General features: G+C 67.0%; 23 protein-coding genes. 12 read left to right on the top strand and 11 right to left on the bottom strand.

Going from position 1 to position 21144, the window contains the following annotated elements; genetic code table 11:
• Nucleotides 1-71 precede the first annotated feature (71 nt).
• From AYB31_RS13820 to AYB31_RS13805, 4 genes are read left to right on the top strand one after another with little or no spacing between them, the layout of a single operon-like run.
• On the top strand, nt 72-902 hold the full coding sequence (locus AYB31_RS13820) for an SDR family oxidoreductase (protein WP_068829276.1): 831 nt from the start codon (nt 72-74) through the stop codon (nt 900-902).
• Entirely contained in the window at nt 899-1276 is a 378-nt protein-coding gene (locus AYB31_RS13815; RefSeq protein ID WP_236715557.1) for a hypothetical protein, read from the top strand. Before AYB31_RS13820 ends, AYB31_RS13815 begins: the two co-directional genes overlap by 4 nt.
• A 3-nt stretch (nt 1277-1279) precedes the next feature.
• The gene (locus AYB31_RS13810) at nt 1280-1981 is read left to right on the top strand and encodes a 2'-5' RNA ligase family protein (protein WP_068829275.1); all 702 of its coding nucleotides are present in this window, start codon (nt 1280-1282) and stop codon (nt 1979-1981) included.
• Nucleotides 1930-3111, top strand: coding sequence for an AAA family ATPase (locus AYB31_RS13805; RefSeq protein WP_068829274.1), 1182 nt, complete (start codon nt 1930-1932; stop codon nt 3109-3111). Before AYB31_RS13810 ends, AYB31_RS13805 begins: the two co-directional genes overlap by 52 nt.
• Here the strand turns inward: AYB31_RS13805 and AYB31_RS13800 are convergent.
• Nucleotides 3108-4010, bottom strand: a complete 903-nt coding sequence (locus AYB31_RS13800) for a DMT family transporter (protein WP_068829273.1) — start codon at nt 4008-4010, stop codon at nt 3108-3110. The genes AYB31_RS13805 and AYB31_RS13800 overlap by 4 nt on opposite strands.
• A 142-nt stretch (nt 4011-4152) precedes the next feature.
• Between AYB31_RS13800 and AYB31_RS13795 the strand changes: the two genes are divergently transcribed.
• Entirely contained in the window at nt 4153-5022 is an 870-nt protein-coding gene (locus AYB31_RS13795; protein WP_068829272.1) for a helix-turn-helix domain-containing protein, read from the top strand.
• Here AYB31_RS13795 and AYB31_RS13790 read toward each other — a convergent pair whose 3' ends face one another.
• Nucleotides 5023-5490 carry a phosphate-starvation-inducible protein PsiE gene (locus AYB31_RS13790; RefSeq protein WP_068829271.1) on the bottom strand — a complete coding sequence of 156 codons (468 nt, stop codon included), beginning with the start codon at nt 5488-5490 and terminating at the stop codon, nt 5023-5025.
• A gap of 151 nt (nt 5491-5641) precedes the next feature.
• On the opposite strand from AYB31_RS13790, the gene AYB31_RS13785 reads away from it, so the two are divergent.
• On the top strand, nt 5642-5905 hold the full coding sequence (locus AYB31_RS13785) for a YebG family protein (RefSeq protein ID WP_068829270.1): 264 nt from the start codon (nt 5642-5644) through the stop codon (nt 5903-5905).
• Between the two features lie 98 nt (nt 5906-6003).
• Here AYB31_RS13785 and AYB31_RS13780 read toward each other — a convergent pair whose 3' ends face one another.
• The 5 genes from AYB31_RS13780 to AYB31_RS13760 form a co-directional block, all read right to left on the bottom strand.
• The gene (locus AYB31_RS13780) at nt 6004-7113 is read right to left on the bottom strand and encodes a dihydrolipoamide acetyltransferase family protein (protein ID WP_068829269.1); all 1110 of its coding nucleotides are present in this window, start codon (nt 7111-7113) and stop codon (nt 6004-6006) included.
• Between the two features lie 101 nt (nt 7114-7214).
• Entirely contained in the window at nt 7215-8204 is a 990-nt protein-coding gene (locus AYB31_RS13775) for an alpha-ketoacid dehydrogenase subunit beta (protein WP_068829268.1), read from the bottom strand.
• A complete protein-coding gene (gene pdhA, locus AYB31_RS13770) occupies nt 8197-9294 on the bottom strand; it encodes a pyruvate dehydrogenase (acetyl-transferring) E1 component subunit alpha (protein ID WP_068829267.1) in 1098 nt (365 codons plus the stop codon). The genes AYB31_RS13775 and pdhA overlap by 8 nt, the downstream gene beginning before the upstream one ends.
• A 94-nt stretch (nt 9295-9388) precedes the next feature.
• Nucleotides 9389-10411 carry a Leu/Phe/Val dehydrogenase gene (locus AYB31_RS13765; RefSeq protein ID WP_068829266.1) on the bottom strand — a complete coding sequence of 341 codons (1023 nt, stop codon included), beginning with the start codon at nt 10409-10411 and terminating at the stop codon, nt 9389-9391.
• A 119-nt stretch (nt 10412-10530) separates the two neighbouring features.
• On the bottom strand, nt 10531-11523 hold the full coding sequence (locus AYB31_RS13760; protein WP_068829472.1) for an NAD-dependent epimerase/dehydratase family protein: 993 nt from the start codon (nt 11521-11523) through the stop codon (nt 10531-10533).
• Nucleotides 11524-11726: 203 nt separating this feature from the next.
• Here AYB31_RS13760 and AYB31_RS13755 point away from each other — a divergent pair, with 203 nt between their 5' ends.
• Nucleotides 11727-13685 carry a methyl-accepting chemotaxis protein gene (locus tag AYB31_RS13755; RefSeq protein WP_068829265.1) on the top strand — a complete coding sequence of 653 codons (1959 nt, stop codon included), beginning with the start codon at nt 11727-11729 and terminating at the stop codon, nt 13683-13685.
• Between the two features lie 88 nt (nt 13686-13773).
• On the opposite strand, the gene AYB31_RS13750 is transcribed toward AYB31_RS13755, so the two are convergent.
• Nucleotides 13774-14658, bottom strand: coding sequence for a LysR family transcriptional regulator ArgP (locus AYB31_RS13750; RefSeq protein ID WP_068829264.1), 885 nt, complete (start codon nt 14656-14658; stop codon nt 13774-13776).
• A gap of 97 nt (nt 14659-14755) precedes the next feature.
• Between AYB31_RS13750 and AYB31_RS13745 the strand changes: the two genes are divergently transcribed.
• From AYB31_RS13745 to sodB, 4 genes are all read left to right on the top strand, one after another.
• A complete protein-coding gene (locus AYB31_RS13745; RefSeq protein WP_068829263.1) occupies nt 14756-15157 on the top strand; it encodes an ACT domain-containing protein in 402 nt (133 codons plus the stop codon).
• Nucleotide 15158: 1 nt separating this feature from the next.
• The gene (locus AYB31_RS13740; protein ID WP_068829262.1) at nt 15159-15767 is read left to right on the top strand and encodes a LysE/ArgO family amino acid transporter; all 609 of its coding nucleotides are present in this window, start codon (nt 15159-15161) and stop codon (nt 15765-15767) included.
• A 59-nt stretch (nt 15768-15826) separates the two neighbouring features.
• Nucleotides 15827-16669: an EamA family transporter gene (locus AYB31_RS13735; RefSeq protein WP_068829261.1), complete on the top strand. Its 843-nt coding sequence runs from the start codon at nt 15827-15829 to the stop codon at nt 16667-16669.
• 227 nt (nt 16670-16896) lie between these two features.
• On the top strand, nt 16897-17478 hold the full coding sequence (sodB, locus tag AYB31_RS13730; RefSeq protein ID WP_068829260.1) for a superoxide dismutase [Fe]: 582 nt from the start codon (nt 16897-16899) through the stop codon (nt 17476-17478).
• Between the two features lie 299 nt (nt 17479-17777).
• Here sodB and AYB31_RS13725 read toward each other — a convergent pair whose 3' ends face one another.
• From AYB31_RS13725 to AYB31_RS13715, 3 genes are all read right to left on the bottom strand, one after another.
• On the bottom strand, nt 17778-19103 hold the full coding sequence (locus AYB31_RS13725; protein ID WP_068829259.1) for an OprD family porin: 1326 nt from the start codon (nt 19101-19103) through the stop codon (nt 17778-17780).
• A 182-nt stretch (nt 19104-19285) separates the two neighbouring features.
• A complete protein-coding gene (locus AYB31_RS13720; protein WP_236715556.1) occupies nt 19286-19510 on the bottom strand; it encodes a hypothetical protein in 225 nt (74 codons plus the stop codon).
• A gap of 75 nt (nt 19511-19585) precedes the next feature.
• Nucleotides 19586-20515, bottom strand: coding sequence for a LysR family transcriptional regulator (locus tag AYB31_RS13715; RefSeq protein ID WP_068829258.1), 930 nt, complete (start codon nt 20513-20515; stop codon nt 19586-19588).
• 147 nt (nt 20516-20662) lie between these two features.
• On the opposite strand from AYB31_RS13715, the gene AYB31_RS13710 reads away from it, so the two are divergent.
• The coding region (locus tag AYB31_RS13710) for a biotin/lipoyl-binding protein (RefSeq protein ID WP_153020717.1) at nt 20663-21144 on the top strand (482 nt) is incomplete at its 3' end.

Here is a 21144-nt window from a genome sequence, read left to right as displayed (position 1 = left end):
CCGGCAAAGCCAGTTCGGCCACGGCCGCTGGCAGCTATGCTCGGCGCACGAACCACGACAAGGAGCGCTCCATGAGTCAACCCGTAGCCCTGATCACCGGCTGTTCCAGTGGCATCGGCCGTGCCCTGGCCGATGCCTTCAAGGCTGCCGGCTACCGGGTGTTCGCTGCCGCGCGCAAGGGCGAGGATCTGCAGCGTCTGAACGCCGCCGGATTCACCGCGCTCAAGCTGGACGTCAACGACGCCAGCGATATCGCCCGTGCCAGCGAGCGCTTAAGCGCCGAGGCCGGGCGTCTCGATGTGCTGATCAACAACGCCGGCTACGGTGCCATGGGTCCGCTGCTCGATGGCGGCGCCGAGGCCATGCGCCGGCAGTTCGAAACCAACGTGTTCAGCCTGGTCGAGCTGACCCGCGCCTGCTTTCCGCTGCTGCGCGCCAGCAAAGGCCTGGTGGTGAACATCGGCAGCGTGTCCGGGGTCATGGTCACGCCATTTGCCGGCGCCTACTGCGCCTCCAAAGCGGCGGTGCATGCGCTCAGCGACGCCCTGCGCCTGGAGCTGGCGCCCTTCGCCATCGAGGTCATGGAAGTGCAGCCCGGGGCCATTGCCTCCAGTTTCGGTAACAGCGCCAGTGCCCAGGCCGAACAGCTGATCCGCGAGGACTCGCCCTGGTGGCCGCTGCGCGAAGGCATCCGCGCCCGCGCCAAGGCCTCCCAGGACAACCCCACGCCGGCAGAGGACTTTGCCGCCACCCTGCTGGCCGCCGTGCGCAAGCCCAAGCGCCCGGCACTGCTGCGTATCGGCAATGGCAGTCGGGCCCTGCCGCTGCTGGCGCGCTGGGTACCGCAGGGCCTGCTGGACAAGGCTCTGAGCAAACGCTTCGGCCTCGGCCAGCGCCTGTGAACAGGGCCCGGCGTTTCCCGCTGCATCACTACGCGCTCGGCGCCGCCGCGGCGGTATTCGTGCTCAACCTGCTGGTGCGCGGCCTGCTCAAGCTCGGTGGCTACCCCGCCACCCTGCTGGTCGCCGTTGCCGTCGCCCTGGGTTTGCGCTGGCTGTTCCTGCGCCTCGAAGGCCACCTGCCCCGCCACGCCGAAGCCTGGGGCCTCAACTTGCTCTACGCCGGGGTGCTTGGCCTGCTCTATCTGGGCATATGGGGCCTGATGTGGCTGAAGGATGAACCTGGGCGCATGGGCCAGCTGATTTTCCTGCTGCACTACCTGAGCTATCCGGCCGCCCTGGCGCTGACCCTGCACTGGGGGCGCCGCCCGGCGTAATCCGTGCAGCGCACTCTCGACGGCTACCGCCACAGTCTGGTCAGTGCACAGCGCGACTACCCGGAGTGGCATCGCGGGCGCCCACGCTACGCACTCTGGGCCATCGAGGTGGCCAGCCCGGCGATCCTCGCGCGCCTGCACAGCGCCCGTGAGCTGCTCGGCGACTGGCTGCATCCCGCCGGTCAGCGCCAGGCCCATATCACCCTGTTCGTCTGCGGTTTTCCCTGCCAGGCAGCCGGGCACGACGACGATATTCCGCTGGCCCTGCTGGAAGCCCAACGCATAGCCCTGCAGCGCCTGCACGCGGAGCGCTTCGAGCTGCACATCGGCGGCCTGGACAGCTTTGCCAGCGCGCCCTTTCTGCGCGTGGAAGACCCACAGGGACGCCTCCCTGCCCTGCGCCAGGCACTGGCGGCAGTCCACCCGGAGATCCGCCAGGCCGCGTACCTGCCGCACCTGACGCTGGGTCTGTATCGCCGCCGGATCAGCCCGGAGCAATGGCATGCCCGCAGCGCGGCGCTGCGCGACTGCCCGGCACTGAGCCTGCCGGTGACTGCCCTACAGCTGGCCAGCTACCGTGCCGCTGAGTTGCAGGGCGCACTGCGCTACGATAGCCGCGTCGCGCTGCATCCACCCCGTCAGGAAGACTCCCCATGCTGCACACCCTCGCCGTTGGCAACTACCGCTCCATCAACAATCTGGTGATGCCCCTCGGGCAACTGAACCTGATCACCGGCGCCAACGGCAGCGGCAAGTCCAACCTGTACAAGGCCCTGCGCCTGCTGGCCGAGACGGCGCGCGGCGGAGTGGTCAATGCCCTGGCCCGCGAGGGTGGGCTGGAGTCGACCCTGTGGGCCGGGCCGGAGAAGATCAGCCGGCGCATGCACAGCGGCGAAGTGCCGGTGCAGGGCGGCCCGCGCCGTGAGGCGATGCGTCTGCGCCTGGGTTTCGCCGGCGAAGACTTCGGCTACGCCGTAGCCTTCGGCCTGCCGGAGTCCAACTCCGGCGAGGATCGCCACACGCCCAGCGCCTTCTCCCTGGACCCGGAGATCAAGCGCGAATGCATCTGGGCCGGCCCCAGCTATCGCCCGGCCTCCCTGCTGGTGGATCGCCAGGGGCCGATGGTGCGCCAACGCGAGGGGCGCAGCTGGCAGGTCGTGGCCCAGCACCTGCCGAGTTTTGACAGCCTGTTCGACCAGATCGGCAACACCCCCGACTGCCCGGAAGTCTTCCACCTGCGCGAGCAGATCCGCCGCTGGCGCTTCTATGATCACTTTCGCACGGACGCCCAGGCACCGGCACGCCAGCCGCAGCTGGGCACCCGCACCCCGGTGCTGCACCACGACGGCCGCGATCTGGCTGCCGCCCTGCAGACCATCCGCGAGATCGGTGATCCGGAGGCACTCGACCATGCCATCGAAGACGCCTTTCCCGGCTCGCGCCTGCGTATCGACTTCCAGAGCGGCGGCCACTTCACCCTGGCCTTCCATCAGGACGGCCTGCTGCGCCCGCTATCGGCCGCCGAGCTGTCCGACGGCACCCTGCGCTATCTGCTACTGGTCGCCGCTCTGCTCACGCCGCGGCCACCGTCGCTGATGGTGCTCAACGAACCGGAAACCAGCCTGCACCCGGACCTGCTGCCGGCCCTGGCGCGCCTGATCGTCGAGGCCTCGCGGCATACCCAGGTGTGGGTGGTGTCCCACGCCAGCCGGCTGATCGCCGCGCTGCAACAGCACCCGGAATGCAACTCCATCGTTCTCGACAAGCACCTCGGGCAAACCGCCATCCAGGGCCAGGGCCTGCTCGACGAGCCGCTCTGGCACTGGCCGGACTAGCCCCGGGCCGGCTCGACCACAGGGGCCGCCGGCTTGGGCTGGCGGAACACCAGTACGTTGCCGAGCATCACCAGCAGCAGGCCGCACAACGCCGGCGCCGTCCACTGGTAGCCCTCGACGAACACCGAGATGTTCAGCGCCACCACCGGGAACAGCACGGTGCAGTAGGCCGCGCGCTCTGGCCCCATGCGGCCGACCAGGGTCAGGTAGGCGGTGAAGCCGATCACCGAGCCGGGAATCGCCAGGTACAGCAGCGAACCGATGTAGCGCGGGTTGGCCTCGAAGCCGAACGGCACGCCGGCCACCAGGCAGTAGCCAACCAGCAGCAGCGCACCGTAGAACATGCCCCAGGCGTTGGTGGTCAGCGGCTTGAGGCCTGCCTGCTGCTGCAGGCTGGAGAGCAGGTTGCCGGCGGAGAAACACAGGGTACCGAGCAACGCCAGGCCGATGCCGAGCAGGGTTTCATGGCTGGCTTCGTGGTGCGCCAGCTCCGGCCAGAACAGCAGACCCAGGCCGAGCAGCCCCAGGGCGCCGCCGGCCAGCACATTGACGGCGACCCGCCGGCCCATGAACAGCCGGGCATTCAGCGCGTTCCACAGGGTTGCGGTGGAAAAGATCACCGCCACCAGGCCACTGGGAATCCACTGGCTGGCGGTGTAGAAGCACATGAAGTTGAGGCAGAACAGGCACAGCCCCTGGGCCAGGCACAGCAGCTGGCCACGCCGGTCGAGGCGCTGCAGGCGGCGACTGAGCAGAAGCACGCCGAACAGCACGGCGGCCGCCAGGGCGAAGCGATAGGCGATGGACACGGGGATGGCCACCTCGCCCAGTTGCAGCTTGAGGGCGATCCAGGTGGTGCCCCAGATCAGCACGGTGAGCAGGTACAGCGACAGGTTCATGGCAGGGCTCCGTAGACCCCTGCAGTCTCCTCCCCGGCAGCCGCGCCGCGCTTGCACAAACTTGCGCTTATCTGCCGCCAGACGCTGGCGAAGGCACGCAGCGGGAGTAGGATGGCAACATCGCACCGCCTGATCCCCAGCCATGGCCGCACTCGAACATAACCAGGTCTTCCAGTCGCTCAGCAGCTCGCCCAACGCGCGTCTGCTGCGCGGCGCCGAGCTGGGCGACGAGCTGGCCGCGGCACTGTGGAGCAACCATCACGACGCCCGCGACTACCAGGGCCCGGAGCATCACACGCTGTCCTGCTACCTGGCCGGCGGCACCGGCACCTTTCGCCGTGAGCGCCCCGGCACCAAGGGCTCACCGGACAAGCTGTGCGTGCTGCCTGCCGGCCACGAGTCATCCTGGGTGATCAACGGCGACATCCGCCTGGCCCACCTCTACGTCAGCCCGCAGCGTTTCGCCGCCAGCGCCGTCGCCCTGCTCGACCGCGAGCCGCGCGAGCTGCAACTGCGCGAGAGCACCTTCCTCGACGATCCACGCCTGGCGCTGCAATTCCGCCAGCTGGCGATGCTGACCTGGGACGAACCCGGCGAGCGCCTGCTGGCCAGCAGCCTGGCCCACGAGATGATCAGCCACCTGCTGCTGACCCAGGTCGGGCTGCGCCAGGGGCTGAAACTCAAAGGCGGGCTGGCGCCGCATCTGCGCCGGCGCCTGGTGGACTACATCGAGCAACACCTGGATCAGGCACTGACCCTGGGCGAACTGGCGCAGCTGGCAGCGCTTTCCGAATACCACTTCGCCCGCATGTTCCGCGAGAGCTTCGGCCTGCCGCCGCATCGCTACGTGCTGCAGCGACGCCTGCTGCGGGCGCGCGAACTGTTGCAGCACGGAGACCTACCTCTGGGCGAGATCGCCCTGGCCTGCGGCTTCGCCAGCGCCAGCCACTTCAGCAACCGCTTTCGCGAAGCCTTCGGCGGCGCCCCCGGCCTGCTGCGCGCCGCGCGCTGATCAGCTTTCCTCCGTATCCTTTCCCAGTCGCGCCGGCACCTGCACCGAAGGGAAGCGTGCCGAGGCGTAACGCACCACCAGGATCGCCACTGCCAGCAACAGAATGGCGCCGGAGACGTAGACCACGCCCATGTCCGGACGATGATGGTGTGACACGTCGGAGATCAGCAGGCGGGTCAGCGCGGTGATCGCCACGTAGATCAGGAAGCGCACCGGCATATGGTTGGTCTTGAAGTAGATGCCGACCATGGCGCCCAGCTCCAGGTAGATGAACAGCAGCAGGATGTCGTCCACCGTGATGTGGCCCTTGTCCAACATGCCGAGGAAGGCCACCACCGAGGCCCAGGCGGTAATGCCGCCGATGGCGAACAGGGCCAGATAGTGGAAGCTTTCCACCAGCAGGTTGCCCAGGGATTGGGCCAGATCATGCACGCCTTCACGCAAGCTATCGATTCTCTTCAGGCTCATCGCACACTCCTTCGATCACTGCAGCTCAGACTGGACCCATTCGATGACAACGGCTATGCAGGATGAAGGCCATGGGGGTTGCACCCGGCTAAGGGAATCAAATACTGTATATCCATACATATCAGCCAAATATACGGGAATGAGGTGATGAATGGCCGTCGAAGTGGTGTACCGCAGCAGTCGCGATCCGGAGCGCCTGTTCATGGATAAATCCGAAGCCGATCGTTACGACAAGATGCTGGAGCTGGCCGAGGCCCTGTCCGGCGCGCTGCACAAGGCGGTGCCCTCGCTCAGCGAGGAGCAGGTGGAGGAGCTCGGCATCTTCATGGCGAAGAACCGCGACACCTTTGCCAAGGCCTTCAAGAACCAGCCCGATGCCCTCGCTGAGCTGGAGCAGGCAGAGGCTCAGGAGTAAGCCGATATTGATCGCCCGAGGGGGCTAGCGCCCTGGCCCCTTCAGCGGTCGCCCCAAGCCTGCTCTCCCCCGTCACAACCGCCCGACGTCTATCCAGACTAGGCCTCGACCTCCAGCGCCTGTACCAAAGCCTTGAGAAAACGCGCCGCCTCGCCGCCGGTCACGGCGCGATGATCGAAGGTCAGCGACAGCGGCAGCACCGGATGCACTGCCGGCTGACCCTGCCAGGCCACCACCTCGTCGCGGATACCGCCAGCACCGATGATCGCCACCTGCGGCGGCACCACGATGGGGTTGGCGTAGCGGCCGAACAGGTTGCCGAAGTTGGACAGGGTAATGGTCGCGCCCATCATCTCCTGCGGCGGGATGGAGCGCGCCTGCACGTCGGCGCGCAGGCGCGCCATGCCTTCTTTCAGGTCCTCCGCGCTGCGTTCGCCGACATTGCGCAGCACCGGCACGAACAGGCCGTCCGGGGTGTCCACGGCGATCCCCAGGTCGAGCTTGTCATGCTGGCGGATCGAGGGGCCGCGCCCGTCGAACCAGCTGTTGAGCACCGGCTCCACCGTACAGGCATGGGCGATGGCCTTGGCCAGGCGAATCAGCGGGTCGCGCGCCTTGCCCCAGCGATGTAGATCGGCATCGCCGTAGATGGTCACCGGCACGACCTCGGCATGCGACTTGGCCATGTTGATCGCCATGCTGCGCCTGACTCCACGCAGGCGCTCGCCGCCGATACGCGACGAGGCCACCTGGGCGGCGCCCTCCACATCGGCAGCGGTGATCAGCCCCTCGGCGCCACTGCCGGCCAGCCCTGCCAGGTCGACGCCGAGCTTGCGCGCCAGTTGGCGTACTGCCGGCGTGGCCCGTGGCGCCATATGCTCGCGGGTCGAGGGGGCGGCGCCGACGCAGAAGCTGTCCTCCTGCGCACCGCCGGGCCCACCTTCCAAGCGGCCGACCACGGTGCCGGCATCGTCCTCGCCCTCGTAGGCCAATAGCGGTTCGCCCACGTGCAGCAGGTCGCCCTCGCCGCCGAAGGTCTTGGCCACCACGCCGTCATAGGGCGCCGGGATATCGACGATGGCCTTGGCCGTCTCCACCGAGACCAGCAGCTGGTCGGCCTTCACCGAATCGCCAGCCTGCACGTGCCACTGCACGATCTCGGCCTCCTGCAACCCTTCGCCCAGGTCGGGCAGCTTGAAGTATTTCATCGTTCCTCCTTGTTCTCCCCTCTCCCTCTGGGAGAGGGGCGGGGGGGCGAGGGATTTCCAGACCACTCCGAGCAGCCGATGGCACCCTCACCCCTAAGTTGTTACGCGTAGTTCAGGGCGGCATCGCAGGCGGCGAGGATGTCCTCGACGCCGGGGATGTACAGCTGTTCCAGGCGATACAGCGGCGGCGGAATATCCGGCGCGGTGACCCTCTGGATCGGCGCCTGCAGGTCGAGCAACGCGCGCTCGTAGAGGCTGGCGGCGATCTCCGCACCCACGGCGCAGGATTTCGGCGCCTCGTGCACGATCACGCAGCGCCCGGTCTTGCGCACCGAGGCTTCCAGGGTGTCGAGATCCAGTGGCTTGAGACAGGCCACGTCGATCACCTCCGCGACCACACCCTGTTCGGCCAGGCGTGCGGCGGCCTGCAGCGTTTCGTGGATGCTCGCGCCCCAGCTGACAAGGGTGATGTCACCGCCCTCGCGCAGGGTGAAGCAGCTGTCCAGCGGCAGACGTTTGCCATCGTCGAGCAGCGGCTGCGGGTTCATCCGATACAGACGGGTCGGTTCGAGGAACACCACCGGGTCGGGATCGTCGATGGCCGCCAGCAGCAGGCCGTAGGCCCGCGCCGGCGACGAGGGGATGACCACGCGCAGGCCGGGGATATGGGCGAACAGCGCCTCGGTGCTCTCGCTGTGATGCTCCGGCGCACGGATGCCGGCGCCCATCGGGCTGCGCAGCACCATGGGGCAGCTCAGCCGGCCACGGGTACGATTGCGCATGCGGGCGGCGTGGGCCAGCAGCTGCTCCATGGCGGCGAAGACGAAGCCGAGGAACTGGATCTCCATCACCGGCTTCAGCCCCTGCGCCGCCATGCCCACGGACAGGCCGGCAATCATGGTCTCGGCCAGCGGCGTGTCGAGCACGCGCTTGAAACCGTAGGCCTCGCGCAGGCCCAGGGTGGCGCGGAAGACCCCGCCGTTGACGCCGATATCCTCGCCCAGCACCACCACGTTCTGGTCTTCCTGCATGGCGCGGTGCAGGGCCAGGTTGACGGCTTCCAGCAGGGCGTACTTCTTCACCTCATTCATGCTCCTGCCCTCCCGCGCGGCGCGCGGCGCGCTCCAGCAGCATCTCGCGCTGCTCGGCCAGGGCCGCCGGCCAGCGCGCATAGACATGCTCGATGGCCGCCTCGGCTGGCGGCACCTCGACCGCCTCGAAGGCCTCCACCGCCTGTTGCACCAGGGCCTGGCACTCGCCGATCAAGGCCTGCTCGCGGCCCTCGTCCCACACCCCCTGGTGCAGCATGAAGCGCTGCAGGCGCTTGATCGGCTCCTCGTCCCAGGCCTTCTTCACTTCCTCGCCGCTGCGGTAGCGGGTGGCGTCGTCGGCGGTGGTGTGGTCGCCCAGGCGATAGCTGAGGCACTCCAGCAGCGCCGGCCCCTTGCCCTGGCGCGCACGCTCCAGCGCCACGCCAATGCGGTCGTACACCGCCAGCACGTCATTGCCGTCGACCTGCTCGCCGTGGAAGCCGGCGCCGATGGCCTTCTGCGCCAGAGTCGGCGCGCCGCTCTGGATGCGCCGTGGCGTGGAGATGGCCCACTGGTTGTTGTTGATCACGAAGACCACCGGCAGCTGCCAGGCGCCGGCCACATTGAGTGCTTCGAGGAAGTCGCCCTTGCTGGTGGCGCCGTCGCCGCAGGTGGTCACGGCCACCCGGTGCTGGCCGCGAATCTTGAACGCACTGGCCACGCCGCAGGCATGCAGGGCCTGGGTGGCGATCGGCACGCAGAGCGGGAAGTCCTCGGCCACCGCCGGGTCGACATAGGCACTGCCGCGCTCGTCGCCGCCCCAGTAGAGCAGGATTTCTTCCATCTTCACGCCGCGCATCAGCTGCACGGCGGTGTCGCGGTAGTAAGGCACCAGCACATCTTCGGCGTGCATGCGGCAGCCGATGGCCACGCCAATGGCCTCCTGGCCGAGGGTCGGCGCGTAGGTGCCGATGCGCCCGGTACGCTGCAGGGCCACGGCCTTCTGGTCGAACAGGCGGGTCAGCTGCATCTGCCGATACAGACGGGCGAGCAGGTTGAAGTCGTCGGCCCACTCCGGCAGCTCGCCAACCAGGCTGCCGTCGGGGGCCAGATAACGGGTCAGGGGTAGTTCGAGCGAGCATTGGCTCATGGCACTCCTCCTCGCGGCACGCCGGATAGGCATGCGCTGTGGCCCCGCGCTTGTGGCGCCAGGCATGGGGGCAGCAAGGCTCCGGGTGGGGAGGCTAGCTGCCGTAGAGCAGACGTTCGGCCAGGGCGTCGGCAACCCGCGCCGGCGAGCGCTTGTCGGCCTGGGCGTGGGCGTAGATTTCGGTCAGGCGCTGGCCGATCTTGGCCAGGTGGGCGGTGATCGCCGGCAATTCCTCGCCGCGATGCTTGAGCGCCACGTAGATCAGGCCGCCGGAATTGATCACGTAGTCCGGCGCATAGAGGATGCCGCGCGCCTCCAGTTCGTCGGCCACCTCGGCGCTGGCCAGCTGGTTGTTGGCCGCGCCGGCCACCGCCGCGCAGTGCAGCTCGCTCACCGTCTGCGGGTTGAGCACCCCGCCTAGGCCGCAGGGCACCAGGATGTCGCAGGGGGTGGTGAGCAGCTCCTCGTTGCTCACCCGCTGGGCACCGAGCTCCTCCACCGCCAGTTGCACCCGGCCGACATCGAGATCGCTGACGAACAGCTCGACTCCGGCCGCCGCCAGTTGCTGGGCCAGGGCATAGCCGACATTACCCAGGCCCTGGATCGCCACCCGCAGGCCCTGCAGGTCGTCGCCGCCCAGGCGCGCCCGGGCCGTGGCACGGATGCCGGCGTACACGCCCATGGCGGTATGCGGCGAGGGATCGCCAGCGGCTGTAGTACTGGTGACGTGGCGGGTCTGCTGGGCGATGCAGTCCATATCGGCGCTGGAAGTGCCGCTGTCCATTGCGGTGATGTAGCGCCCGTTCAATGACTCGATCATGCGGCCGAAGGCTTCGAACAGCGCGGCACGACTCTGCACATGGGGCGGACGGATCAGCACCGCCTTGCCGCCACCCTGAGCCAGGCCGGCCAGAGCGGCCTTGTAGCTCATGCCCTGAGCCAGGCGGATGGCGTCGCAGATGGCGCTGCTGTCGTCGGGGTAGGCCAGGTAGCGGCAACCGCCCAGGGCGGGGCCAAGTTTGCTGCTGTGAATGGCGATGATGGCTCGCAGGCCGGTGGCAGTGTCTTGGGCAAGATGCAGGGCTTCGAGCCGGGCGTTTTCCATCATGGCGAACATGCGGACGTCCTCGCTGGCTTTATCCGCCAGTATAGGTCGCCCAGCGCAACCGGCAGGATCGGCCGGCTATAAGCCGGCGCCGATAGATAACACCCCGGCCACCCTCGCCCGGGGTGACCTCATCGGTAACCCTGCACCTTCCACCAGGTGCAGAACTCTTCCAGCGCGGTCCAGATCGGCACCTGCGGCTCGTAGTCCAGGAATTGCCGGGCACGGGAGATATCCAGGGAGAAATCGCGCGCCATCACCGCCACGCCGAGGCGGAACAGCGCCGGTTCCGGGCGCCCCGGCAGCAGCTTGCACACCGTCTCGTTGAGCGTCGCCGCGCCATAGGCCAGGGCGAAGGGCATGTGCTTGGTCACCGGCGGCAGGTCGAACTGGCGCAGCACGAAGTTGACCACGTCCCACAGCGGCAGCGGCGCGCCATTGCTGATGTTGTACACCTTGCCCAGCGCCGGCCCGGCGGCCAGCAGGCTGCTGAACAGGGCGTCGTTGAGGTTCTGCATGCTGGTGAAGTCGACCTTGTTCAGGCCGTCGCCGATGATCATCAGCTTGCCCTTGCGGTGCATGTTGATCAGCCGTGGGAAAATGCTGGTGTCGCCGGCGCCAGTGACGAAGCGCGGACGCAGGGCGATCACCTCCAGGCCGAACTCCTGGGCCTCCATGACCTTCAGCTCGGCCAGGTACTTGGTCGCGCCATAGTGGTCGACGAACGTCTTCGGCACCTGCTCTTCGCGCAAACCGACATGCGACTTGCCATCGAAGTACACCGAGGGCGAAGACAGGTGCACCAGGCGTCGCACCTTCTGCCCCAGACAGGCCTCGATGACGTTCTGGGTAACACCGACGTTGGCCTGGTGGAAATGCTGGTAGGTGCCCCAGGTGCCCACGGCGCCAGCGCAATGCACGACCATTTCCACATCGCGACAAAGCTTGTGCACCAGATCGGCATCGTTGAGGTCACCCTGGACGAACTCCGCGCCGCGCTTGATCAGATGCTGCACCGCTTCGGGGCGGCGCCCATTGACGCGCACCGTCAGGCCCTGTTCCAGGGCAAAGCGGGCGAAGCGCCCACCGATGAAACCGCTCGCACCGGTCACCAGAATTTTCATCAGCATTCCCCACATTCGGATCTTGTTATGCCTGCGACTCTAGCAGCCACGACGGCCCGTGCCTGTTGCCGAACAGGCCAAAAAGACGGCCTTGCAACTCAATGCTCGACTTTTCTTACACTCGTAAAACAATTTGCACGCTTCTTGCAGAATCTTTGACAGTATCCCGATCTGTCACCCATCTACCCGCGGAGTCGTATTGCATGCCGTTGCGCCTCAAGCTAGCCATCAGCTTCCTGCTGATTGGCCTTATCCCCGTCTTGGCCATGGCCGTCACGGTCTACCTGCAAGCCAGCCAGGCCCTGCGCGAACAGGCGCTGAACGGCCTGGAGGCCGTAGCGAATATCAAACAGCAGCAGCTACAGGACAGCTGGCAGGCACGCCACAACCAGTTGAGCACCCTGGCCAGCAACCTCGGCACCAGCTACGCCGGGCTGGACGATACCGCGCTGGTCAGCACCGCCAACTATGACCGGCCGATCTTCGAAAACTTCGCCAAGACCTTCGGCTATCGCGAACTCAAGCTGGTGTCGCGCGCCGGCAAGGTGCTGTTCAGCCTGCAACGTGGCGCCGACTACCAGCAGGACCTCAACGACAGCACCTGGCGCGATACCCCGCTAGGCCGCCTGGCGCGCGCAGGGCTGAGCAGCGGCCAGGCGCAGATCGGCGACCTGGCGGTGAACAGTCCCGGCAGCGAGCCCAGCCAGTATCTGGCCGCACCGGTGCTGGACGAGGGCGAGCTGCAGTTGCTGCTGGTCCTGGAGCTGCCCCTGGCCGAACTGAACCGGGTCATGCAGGCTCGCCAGGGGCTGGGCGAGACCGGCGAAACCTACCTGGTCGGCGACGACGGCCTGCTGCGCTCGGACTCGGTACGCTTCGCCGAGCGCCAGGTGGCGCGCGACGCGACACCGGCAGAGCCTCTGCCGGGCCAGGCCATCAGCCAGGCCCTCGCCGGCCAGCAAGGGCGCCTGGCCGAACCGGGCCTCAACGGCCAGCCGGTGCTCAAGGCCTTCGTGCCCTTGCAGCTGGACGGCCGGCGCTGGGCGCTGATCGCCGAGATGGATCAGGACCAGGCCTTCGCCGCCGTGCGCACGCTGATGTGGCAGGTGGTGATTCTGGTGCTGCTGACCATCGTCGGCGTGGCCCTGGCCACCTGGCTGATCAGCCGCAGCGTGATGCGCCCGCTGGGTGGCGAGCCACGCAGCATGGCCGAACTGGCACGGCGCCTGGCCGCCGGCGAACTGCGTCTGCAGGGTGACAACGACGAACACAGCGGCCTGATGCTGGCCCTGCACGAGATGGCTCGCGCCTGGCGCGAGGTGGTCGAGCGCCTGCGCCAGGCCAGCCAAGCGGTGGACAACGCCAGCGGTGACATCCTCGGCGCCGCGGGGCAGACCAGCAGCAGCCTGGATCAGCAGCAGGAAGCCCTGGAGCTGGTGGTCAGTGCCGTCGACCAGATGGCCGCCACCGTGCAGGAAATCGCCAGCAACGCCAGCCAGAGCGCCGACGGCAGCGCCGCCGCGCGCGACGCCTTCGTCACCGTGCAGGGCAGCCTGCAGCGCATGATCGGCCAGCAGGACCAGTTGCTGGCCAACCTGCGCGACGCCGACCGGGTGGTGCAGACCCTGGCTGCCGACAGCCAGCAGATCGGCTCTGTGCTCGATGTGATCCGCGCCATCGCCGAGCAGACCAACCTGCTCGCCCTCAACGCCGCGATTGAAGCGGCGCGGGCCGGCGAGCAGGGCCGCGGCTTCGCCGTGGTCGCCGACGAGGTGCGCAACCTGGCCCTGCGCACGCGCAGCGCCACCGAGGAGATCGTCACCATAGTAGCGGCACTCGGCGACTCCTCCAGCCAGGCCAGCCAGCGCATGGTCGCGTCCAGCCAGCAGGCGCGCGATCTGGAAGTGGAAACCCAGGCGGTGCTCGGCTCTCTCGACCAGCTCGACGACTCGCTGCAGGGCGTGCATGCCCTGGCCTTCCAGATCGCTGCCGCGGCCGAACAGCAGGCGGCCACCACCCAGGAGGTCAACCAGCACATGCACCGTCTCAACGACATGACCGGCGAGAACCGCCGCACTGCCGCCCACACCCGCGACTGCGGCGAACACCTGCGCAAGGTGGCCGGCAGCCAGGAGCAGTTGGTGGCGCAGTTTCAGCTCTAACCCCTCCGGCGGGCTGGTATAGATAGAGGTTCCAGGCTGTCCCGATCCACCTATAGCCCCCTCGCCCGAGGGTGAGGGGCTCGCGTGCCTACACCAGCCAGTCCCGCACGCCGCGCTCCAGATGCCGGGTCAGGCTGGCCAACAGCTCGCCGCCGTTGCGCCAATGGTGCCAGTAGAGCGGCACGTCCAGCGGACGATTCGGCAGCAGCTCGACCAGCTCGCCAGCGGCCAGTTCGCGCCGCACCTGCAGCTCCGGCACCAGGCCCCAGCCGAGGCCGGCGCTGGTCAGGCGAATGAAGCCTTCCGACGAGGGGCACAGGTGATAGTTGAAGGCACCGTTTAGCCCCAGGCCGGCAATGTAGCGATGCTGCAACAGGTCGTCCGGGCCGAAGACGATGGCCGGTGCCCGGGCCATGCTCGCGGCATTCACGCCATCGGCAAAGTGCCGGGCCATGAAAGCCGGGCTGGCCAGCGCACGGTAGCGCATGGCGCCCAGGCTCAAGGCCCGGGCGCCGGCCACCGGGCGTTCGGCACCGCACACGCAGGCAGCCACCTCGCCGGCGCGCATGCGCTTGAGGCCGACATCCTGGTCCTCCACCACCAACTCCAGCAGCAACTTGTGCTCGGCGCAGAAATCGCCCACCAGCGGCGCCCACCATGTCGCCAGGCTGTCGGCGTTGAGGGCGATACGCAGGCGCTCCACCGGCTGATCCTCGGCCAGGGTCGGCACCTGGCCCTGCAGGTCGCGCTCCAGCAGGCGTACCTGCTGCACATGGTTGAGCAGACGCCGGCCGACTTCGGTCGGCGCCGGCGGCGTGGCGCGCAGCAGCACAGGTTGGCCGACCCGCGCTTCCAGCAGCTTGATGCGCTGCGACACCGCCGACTGCGACAGACCAAGCAGTTGCGCCGCACGCTCGAAACCACCCTGTTCCACCACGGCGGCCAGGGCCGCCAGCAGTTTGTAGTCGAACATAAGATTTCCTAATGGGAGATCAGCATGATTTGTTTTTCTTATACAGCGCCACCACCCAGACTGGCCAGCATTCGCCACCGCCCACAAGGAAACCGTCATGGCCGGAGAAACCGATCTGAAGACACTGCTGGCCACGCTCTCGCCGCGCCTCAATCCAGGCGAGTTCGTGTTCTGCTGCGTCAGCGATCCCAACCTGGCCGCCGGCGCCGAGGTGCTCGGCAGCTTCCGCGAGACCGAAGGCACCACCCTGATCCTCGCCCGAAGCGATGCCGAACGCCTGGGCCTGGCCTACGACTACGTGGCCGCCTGGATCACCCTCGACGTGCATTCGGCCCTGGCCGCTGTCGGCCTCACGGCCGCCTTCGCCAGCGCCCTGGGCCGCGCCAACATCAGCTGCAACGTGATCGCCGGCTATCACCACGATCACCTGTTCGTTGCCCGCGAGGACGCCGAGCGGGCCATGGCCGTGTTGCGTCAACTGGCCGTGGAGGGCTGCTGAGATGTGGCAGAGCTATCTCAACGGCCTGCTGGTGGCTGCCGGCCTGATCGTCGCCATCGGCGCGCAAAACGCCTTCGTCCTGGCCCAGAGCCTGCGCCGCGAACACCACCTGCCAACCGCCGCGCTGTGTGTACTGTGCGATGCCCTGCTGGTCAGCGCCGGGGTCTTCGGCCTGGCGGCGCTGCTGGCGCAGAACCCGACCCTGCTGGCCATCGCCCGCTGGGGCGGCGCGGCCTTCCTGCTCTGGCTCGGCGCTCAGGCGCTGCGCCGTGCGCTCAATCCGCAGGCCCTGCAGCGTGAGGACAACGGCCCGCGCTCACGGCGTACGGTATTGCTCGCCGCCCTGGCGGTGACCCTGCTCAACCCGCACGTGTATCTGGACACCGTACTGCTGATCGGCTCGCTCGGCGCCCAGCAGCCCGAGCCTGGCGCCTACGCCCTGGGCGCGGCCAGTGCCTCGGCGCTGTGGTTCTTCACCCTGGCCCTGGGCGCCGCCTGGCTCGCCCCCTGGCTGGCGCGCCCGGCCACCTGGCGCCTGCTCGACCTGGCCGTGGCCTGCATGATGTTCGCCGTCGCCGCACAACTGATCCTGCAGGCGCCCGGAGCATGACCTGAGTAGCGGCGCGGCGGTATGCTGCGCCGCTCACGACCAGGACATGGAGAGCGCTTTTGGATACGACGGTGTTTGCCGTAGTGATGGCCGCCGCGGCGCTGCATGCGGGCTGGAATGCCCTGCTCAAGATCGGCCTGGACCGCTACCTGACTGCCTCGCTGATCCAGATCGGCGCCGCTTGCGTGGCCCTGCCGGCCCTGCCCCTCTTCGATATCCCGGTGGCCAGCGCCTGGCCCTGCATCGCCCTCTCCGCCCTGCTACATATTGGCTACAACATCTTCCTTTCCCGTGCCTACCAGCATGGCGACCTGTCGCAGGTCTACCCTATCGCCCGCGGCAGCTCGCCGCTGCTGGTGGCGCTGCTCGCCCTGCTGGCCGGCGATATTCTGCAGGCGGGGCAGTGGGCAGGACTGCTGATTTTGGTCGGCGGCATCTGGCTGATGGCCTGGCACGGCGGCCACCAGGGCAGCACGCTGAACGGCCCGTTGCTGTTCAACGCCGTGGCCACCGCCGCCTGCATCGCCGGCTACACGGTGGCTGATGCCCTTGGCGCGCGCAGCAATGGCGACGCCATCGGCTACGCGCTGTGGTTGTTCCTGGTCAACGGAGTGGTAGCCACCACGGTCATCACCCTGCGCCGCGGGCCGCGTATCTTCCTTCAACTCGGCCCGCACTGGCGTGGCGGCCTGGGCGGTGGCGCCATGTCCATGCTGGCTTACAGCCTGGTGATCTGGGCCACTACTCAGGCACCGGTAGCCCTGGTCTCTGCTCTGCGCGAAAGCAGCGTACTGTTCGCCCTGTTGATCGGCTGGCTGTTTCTCAAGGAGTCCATGCAACCGTTACGCCTGCTCGCCTGTCTGGTAATCGCAGCCGGCGTAGCATTAATGAAACTGACCTGAAGCAAGCTGCACTTTGGCTGCCCATATCTGTCCATCCCCAAGATGGACAAAGCCCCTGGCACCGGCTTTCCCACACAGTTGCTGCGTGGTTAAGGCCCGGCTCGGGTGCTATGATCCCGGCCTCGCGGCACATTAAAGAGTTCAAGCTCGTCGCCGCCCGCATTCCGGCCGCCCGTGAACGGCCTGCGCTAGTCGCACATATCCCGACCTGATGAAGGAGATAGACCATGGCTTTCGAATTGCCGCCGCTGCCGTACGAGAAGAACGCCCTCGAGCCGCACCTGTCCGCCGAGACCCTGGAATTCCACCACGGCAAACACCACAACACCTACGTGGTGAACCTGAACAACCTGGTGCCGGGCACCGAGTTCGAAGGCAAGAGCCTGGAAGAGATCGTCAAGACTTCCTCCGGTGGCGTATTCAACAACGCCGCACAGATCTGGAACCACACCTTCTACTGGAACTGCCTGAGCCCGAACGGCGGCGGCCAACCGACCGGCGCCCTGGCTGACGCCATCAACGCTGCCTTCGGTTCCTTCGACAAGTTCAAGGAAGAGTTCAGCAAGACCGCCATCGGCACCTTCGGCTCCGGCTGGGGCTGGCTGGTGAAGAAGGCCGACGGCTCCCTGGCTCTGGCCAGCACCATCGGCGCCGGCTGCCCGCTGACCAGTGGCGACACCCCGCTGCTGACCTGCGACGTGTGGGAGCACGCCTACTACATCGACTACCGCAACCTGCGTCCGAAGTATGTAGAAGCCTTCTGGAACCTGGTGAACTGGGACTTCGTGGCGAAGAACTTCGCTGCCTGAGTCCAGCGCTAGTCGCCTCGGCGACTGCACCACAAACGCCCCGGCAGTGCCGGGGCGTTTGCGTTTCAACCAGTAGAGAAACTGCAGCGCCTGGCGGCTGAATTGAGATGGACTCAATCGCGGCTCAAGCCGCTCCCACAGGGTGCTGGGCGTTGGTGGAAGCGGCTTTAGCCGCGATGAAACCAAGTGGCAGCGAACCCTAGGAGGGGCCTTGGCCGCGACAGCTTCTGCGCCGCGGGGGGTCGCGACCAAGAACCCTCCTACATGTCTCCCGCTTCCGACATTGACTGCAGCGTTCGTCAGAACACCTCAATCGGGTAGTCGACGATCAGGCGCAGCTCGTCGACATCCTCGTCCACCGCGCTGTAGCCGTTACCGCCACGATGCTGGGCCCAGCGCGCACGCACGGACAGATCCTTGGCCGGCCCCTGCTGTACCACGTAGCGCACATCGAGATTCAGTTCGCGATGCTTGGCATGTTCGCCATCGGCGCTGTACCAGCTGCCGTAACCCGGGCTGCTCGGGTCCGGCTTGGTCAGATCCAGCTCACCACGCGAGTAGGCCGCCAGTGCGCTCAGGCCCGGCAGACCGAGACCGCTGAAGTCATAGGCGTATTGCAGTTTCCATGATTCCTCGTTGGGCCCGTTGAAGTCCGAATACTGCTGCGAGTTATCCAGATAAATGCTGTCGCCCTGGTTGATGTAGTCGAACGGCGTGTTGCCATTGACCTTCTGGTACACCGCCGTAAGCGTGTGCTGACCGACGCCAAGCCCCAGGTGCAGGCTGTAGGTGTTGTTGTCGATTTCACCGAGCAAGGCATCGCCAGTGTCCTGGGTGCGGTAGTAGTGCACGCCGGGATTGAGGCTGACCCGTTCGCTGAGCTGCCAGCGGTAGTCCAGGTCGGCGTAGTACTGGTGCCACACGTTCTGCAGCTCGGCCGCATACAGGCTGCTGGTCAGGCCTTCGATACCACTCCAGCTACCGCCCAACCAACTGATGTGATCGCTCTCGCGCCCGCCCGGCAAGCTGCCGTAGGACAGGTCGATGCGGCGGTGACCGCTCTGGTTGTAGGGCTTGTTGAAGCTGACCTGACCGCCTTCGAGCAGCAGGTCGTCGAAGCTCTGGTTGCTCAGGCTCACGCCGCGAAAAGTCTGCGGCAGCATGCGCGTGGTGCCACCGGCGATCACCGGATTGCTGATGAGCTGGTCGCCGAGCTTGAGCTCCGTGTCGAAGGCGCGCAGCTTGAGCGCCGCGCCGCCGCTGGAGAACTGATCCGGCGCCTCGCCGTAGCGCAGCCCGGCCTTGTCCGGTGCGGTCACCGGCAGGATTGACGAGCCACCCGTACCGCCACCGCCATCGAGCTTGATGCCGAGCATGCCGTAGGCATCCACCCCCACGCCCAACGGGCCCTCGGTGTAGCCGGAGCTGAAACTGGCAACAAAGCCCTGGCCCCATTCCTGGCTGTTCTGCGCATCGTCGCGGCGATCTCGATTGAAGTAGTAGTTGCGCGTCTGCACGCTCAGATGCGAGTCCGCGACAAAGCCCGCCGCGACAGGCTCGTCGGCCTGCGCGTGGCTGGCCAGCAGGGCTAGCGCGAGAGGGCTCAACAGGTACTTGGTCTTCATTGGTGCTCCTTTGGTGGGTGCGGCAGTGAACTGGGTAAGGCTTCCTTCTGCGGGAAGCTGGACTCCTGGCGCGCCTGATGGACGAAAAAAAGCCGCTCGGGGGAGGAGCGGCCGGGAAAAGACGTCGATCAAGGAGCAATCACGGATCAACGCCAGGAGGAAAAAACGGGGGAAGTCGCGGATCAGCTGTCGCGGGCGCCGCTCTGCTGGTCGGCCTGCTTGGCAATCGCCTGCTGTTCGGCACTGTCACGCTGCTGAGCCAGTTCTGCTTTATGAGTAACAAAGCTGGCAGACTCTTCGGCCAACGTCACTTGCGAGAAAAACAGGGTAGAAAGGGAGAAAATGGCAGTAAAAATCAGGTTACGTTGCATATCTTTGACCTCTTCGATGAGCTTCCTGCGAAGCATGGCGCCATCTTATGGAGGTCAAAGCAGAGGAAAAATCGCTAGATCAGTGAATGACTATTTCTGATTCAGTAACAATCAATCAGCATCCGCCCAACAACGGCTGTCCTCCAGCAGCGCCTCGTCAGCGGCCAGCAACGGCGGCAGCTCGGCCTTGAGGAAGTCCACCCAGGTGCGGATCTTGGCATCGAGGAAACGCCGCGACGGGTAGATGGCGTAGATACTGCGCTGACGCAGACGCCGTTCCGGCAGCAGGCGCAGCAGGCTGCCATCGCGCAGGGAAGGCCCGGCGACGAAGGACGGCAACAGACACACCCCCATGCCGGCCTGCGCCGCCCTGACCAGCGACTCGGCGACGTTCACCTGAAAACACTCCGCCGGCAGCTCGCCCAGTTCACTGTCCACCGCGTCCTGGTAGAGCGGGTCGAGCAGGCGCAGCATGCGATGGTTCTGCAGGTCGGCGGGCTGACGCGGTACGCCGTGCTGGGCCAGGTAGGCGGGCGAAGCGCAGAGCACGCTGAACATAGGCCCCAGCAGCTGCGCCACCATCTGCGAGTCGGGCAGCTCGCGGGCGAAGGTGATGACCACGTCCTGACCATCCTCGAGCATGTCGGGATTGCGCTGCGACAGGGTCAGGTCGACCACCACCTGCGGATAACGCTCGCTGTAGCGGGCGATCAACCCGGTGAGGTGCTGCAGGCCCAAGCCGGTCATGCTCTGCACGCGCAGGCGACCGCTGGGGTTGAGATGCGCGCCGCGCGCCTCGGCTGCCGCCTCGTCCACCTCACCGAGAATCTGCCGGCAACGCTGCAGGTAACGTTCCCCCACCTCGGTCAGCGCCAGGCGCCGCGTGGTGCGATGCAGCAGGCGCGCCTGCAGCTGCTGTTCCAGCTCGGAGACCAGGCGCGACACCTGTGCGGTGGACAAGTCGAGGGCCTGGGCGGCGGCCGTGAAGCTGCCGCAGTCGATCACCCGAACGAAGACCCGCATGCTGTGCAGCGTATCCATTGTTACCCCTTGCGTAAGTCTGCTTCTCGTATCGACGGGATTATCCACGATAGGCTGATCAATATACTGCCCCGCTCCGAACGACGCAGGCGGCGCCTTGCCGTTGCCGTCTGAAATGCCCGCGACGCGGGCCCCAGCGAGACAGGTATGACCCCGGATCAGAAATTCGCCCGACGCGTGCAGGCCGGAATCGTCCTGTTCGCCGTGCTGTTCGCCTACTTCCTGGCCGCCGACCTGTGGCTGCCGATTACCCCGCAGGCCCAGCTGACCCGCCCGGTGCTGCGCATCGCACCGCGCATCAGCGGCCAGGTCGTCGAGGTGGCAGTGGTCAACAACCAGCACGTCGCCGCCGGCGACCTGTTGTTTCGCCTCGACCCAGAGCCGTTCCAGCTGGCGGTGGACAGCGCCGTGCTGGCCCTGGAGCAGGCGCAGCAGGACAACCAGCAACTCGACGCCGCACTGGCCGCGGCCGAGGCCGAACGGCTGGCTGCCCAGGCCAGCGCCGACGAGCTACGCCGCGAAACCAGCCGCCTGGGCCGCCTGCTGCAGACCCAGCATGTGTCCCGCCAGCTGTTCGAGCAGACCGAGGCGCAGCTGCGCGCGGCCGAGGCCAAGCTGGCCGCCGCCGC

Source organism: Pseudomonas sp. BMS12 (genome assembly GCF_001592875.1).
In the GTDB taxonomy this organism is placed as follows: domain Bacteria; phylum Pseudomonadota; class Gammaproteobacteria; order Pseudomonadales; family Pseudomonadaceae; genus Aquipseudomonas.
This window is presented reverse-complemented; position numbering and strand designations above follow the sequence as displayed.

Coding starts and splice junctions, on each gene's coding strand:
- AYB31_RS13820 (WP_068829276.1), top strand. CDS start 72: ATGAGTCAACCCGTAGCCCTGATCACCGGCTGTTCCAGTGGCATCGGC.
- AYB31_RS13805 (WP_068829274.1), top strand. CDS start 1,930: ATGCTGCACACCCTCGCCGTTGGCAACTACCGCTCCATCAACAATCTG.
- AYB31_RS13800 (WP_068829273.1), bottom strand. CDS start 4,010: ATGAACCTGTCGCTGTACCTGCTCACCGTGCTGATCTGGGGCACCACC.
- AYB31_RS13795 (WP_068829272.1), top strand. CDS start 4,153: ATGGCCGCACTCGAACATAACCAGGTCTTCCAGTCGCTCAGCAGCTCG.
- AYB31_RS13790 (WP_068829271.1), bottom strand. CDS start 5,490: ATGAGCCTGAAGAGAATCGATAGCTTGCGTGAAGGCGTGCATGATCTG.
- AYB31_RS13785 (WP_068829270.1), top strand. CDS start 5,642: ATGGCCGTCGAAGTGGTGTACCGCAGCAGTCGCGATCCGGAGCGCCTG.
- AYB31_RS13780 (WP_068829269.1), bottom strand. CDS start 7,113: ATGAAATACTTCAAGCTGCCCGACCTGGGCGAAGGGTTGCAGGAGGCC.
- AYB31_RS13775 (WP_068829268.1), bottom strand. CDS start 8,204: ATGAATGAGGTGAAGAAGTACGCCCTGCTGGAAGCCGTCAACCTGGCC.
- pdhA (WP_068829267.1), bottom strand. CDS start 9,294: ATGAGCCAATGCTCGCTCGAACTACCCCTGACCCGTTATCTGGCCCCC.
- AYB31_RS13765 (WP_068829266.1), bottom strand. CDS start 10,411: ATGTTCGCCATGATGGAAAACGCCCGGCTCGAAGCCCTGCATCTTGCC.
- AYB31_RS13760 (WP_068829472.1), bottom strand. CDS start 11,523: ATGAAAATTCTGGTGACCGGTGCGAGCGGTTTCATCGGTGGGCGCTTC.
- AYB31_RS13755 (WP_068829265.1), top strand. CDS start 11,727: ATGCCGTTGCGCCTCAAGCTAGCCATCAGCTTCCTGCTGATTGGCCTT.
- AYB31_RS13750 (WP_068829264.1), bottom strand. CDS start 14,658: ATGTTCGACTACAAACTGCTGGCGGCCCTGGCCGCCGTGGTGGAACAG.
- AYB31_RS13745 (WP_068829263.1), top strand. CDS start 14,756: ATGGCCGGAGAAACCGATCTGAAGACACTGCTGGCCACGCTCTCGCCG.
- AYB31_RS13740 (WP_068829262.1), top strand. CDS start 15,159: ATGTGGCAGAGCTATCTCAACGGCCTGCTGGTGGCTGCCGGCCTGATC.
- sodB (WP_068829260.1), top strand. CDS start 16,897: ATGGCTTTCGAATTGCCGCCGCTGCCGTACGAGAAGAACGCCCTCGAG.
- AYB31_RS13725 (WP_068829259.1), bottom strand. CDS start 19,103: ATGAAGACCAAGTACCTGTTGAGCCCTCTCGCGCTAGCCCTGCTGGCC.
- AYB31_RS13720 (WP_236715556.1), bottom strand. CDS start 19,510: ATGCTTCGCAGGAAGCTCATCGAAGAGGTCAAAGATATGCAACGTAAC.
- AYB31_RS13715 (WP_068829258.1), bottom strand. CDS start 20,515: ATGGATACGCTGCACAGCATGCGGGTCTTCGTTCGGGTGATCGACTGC.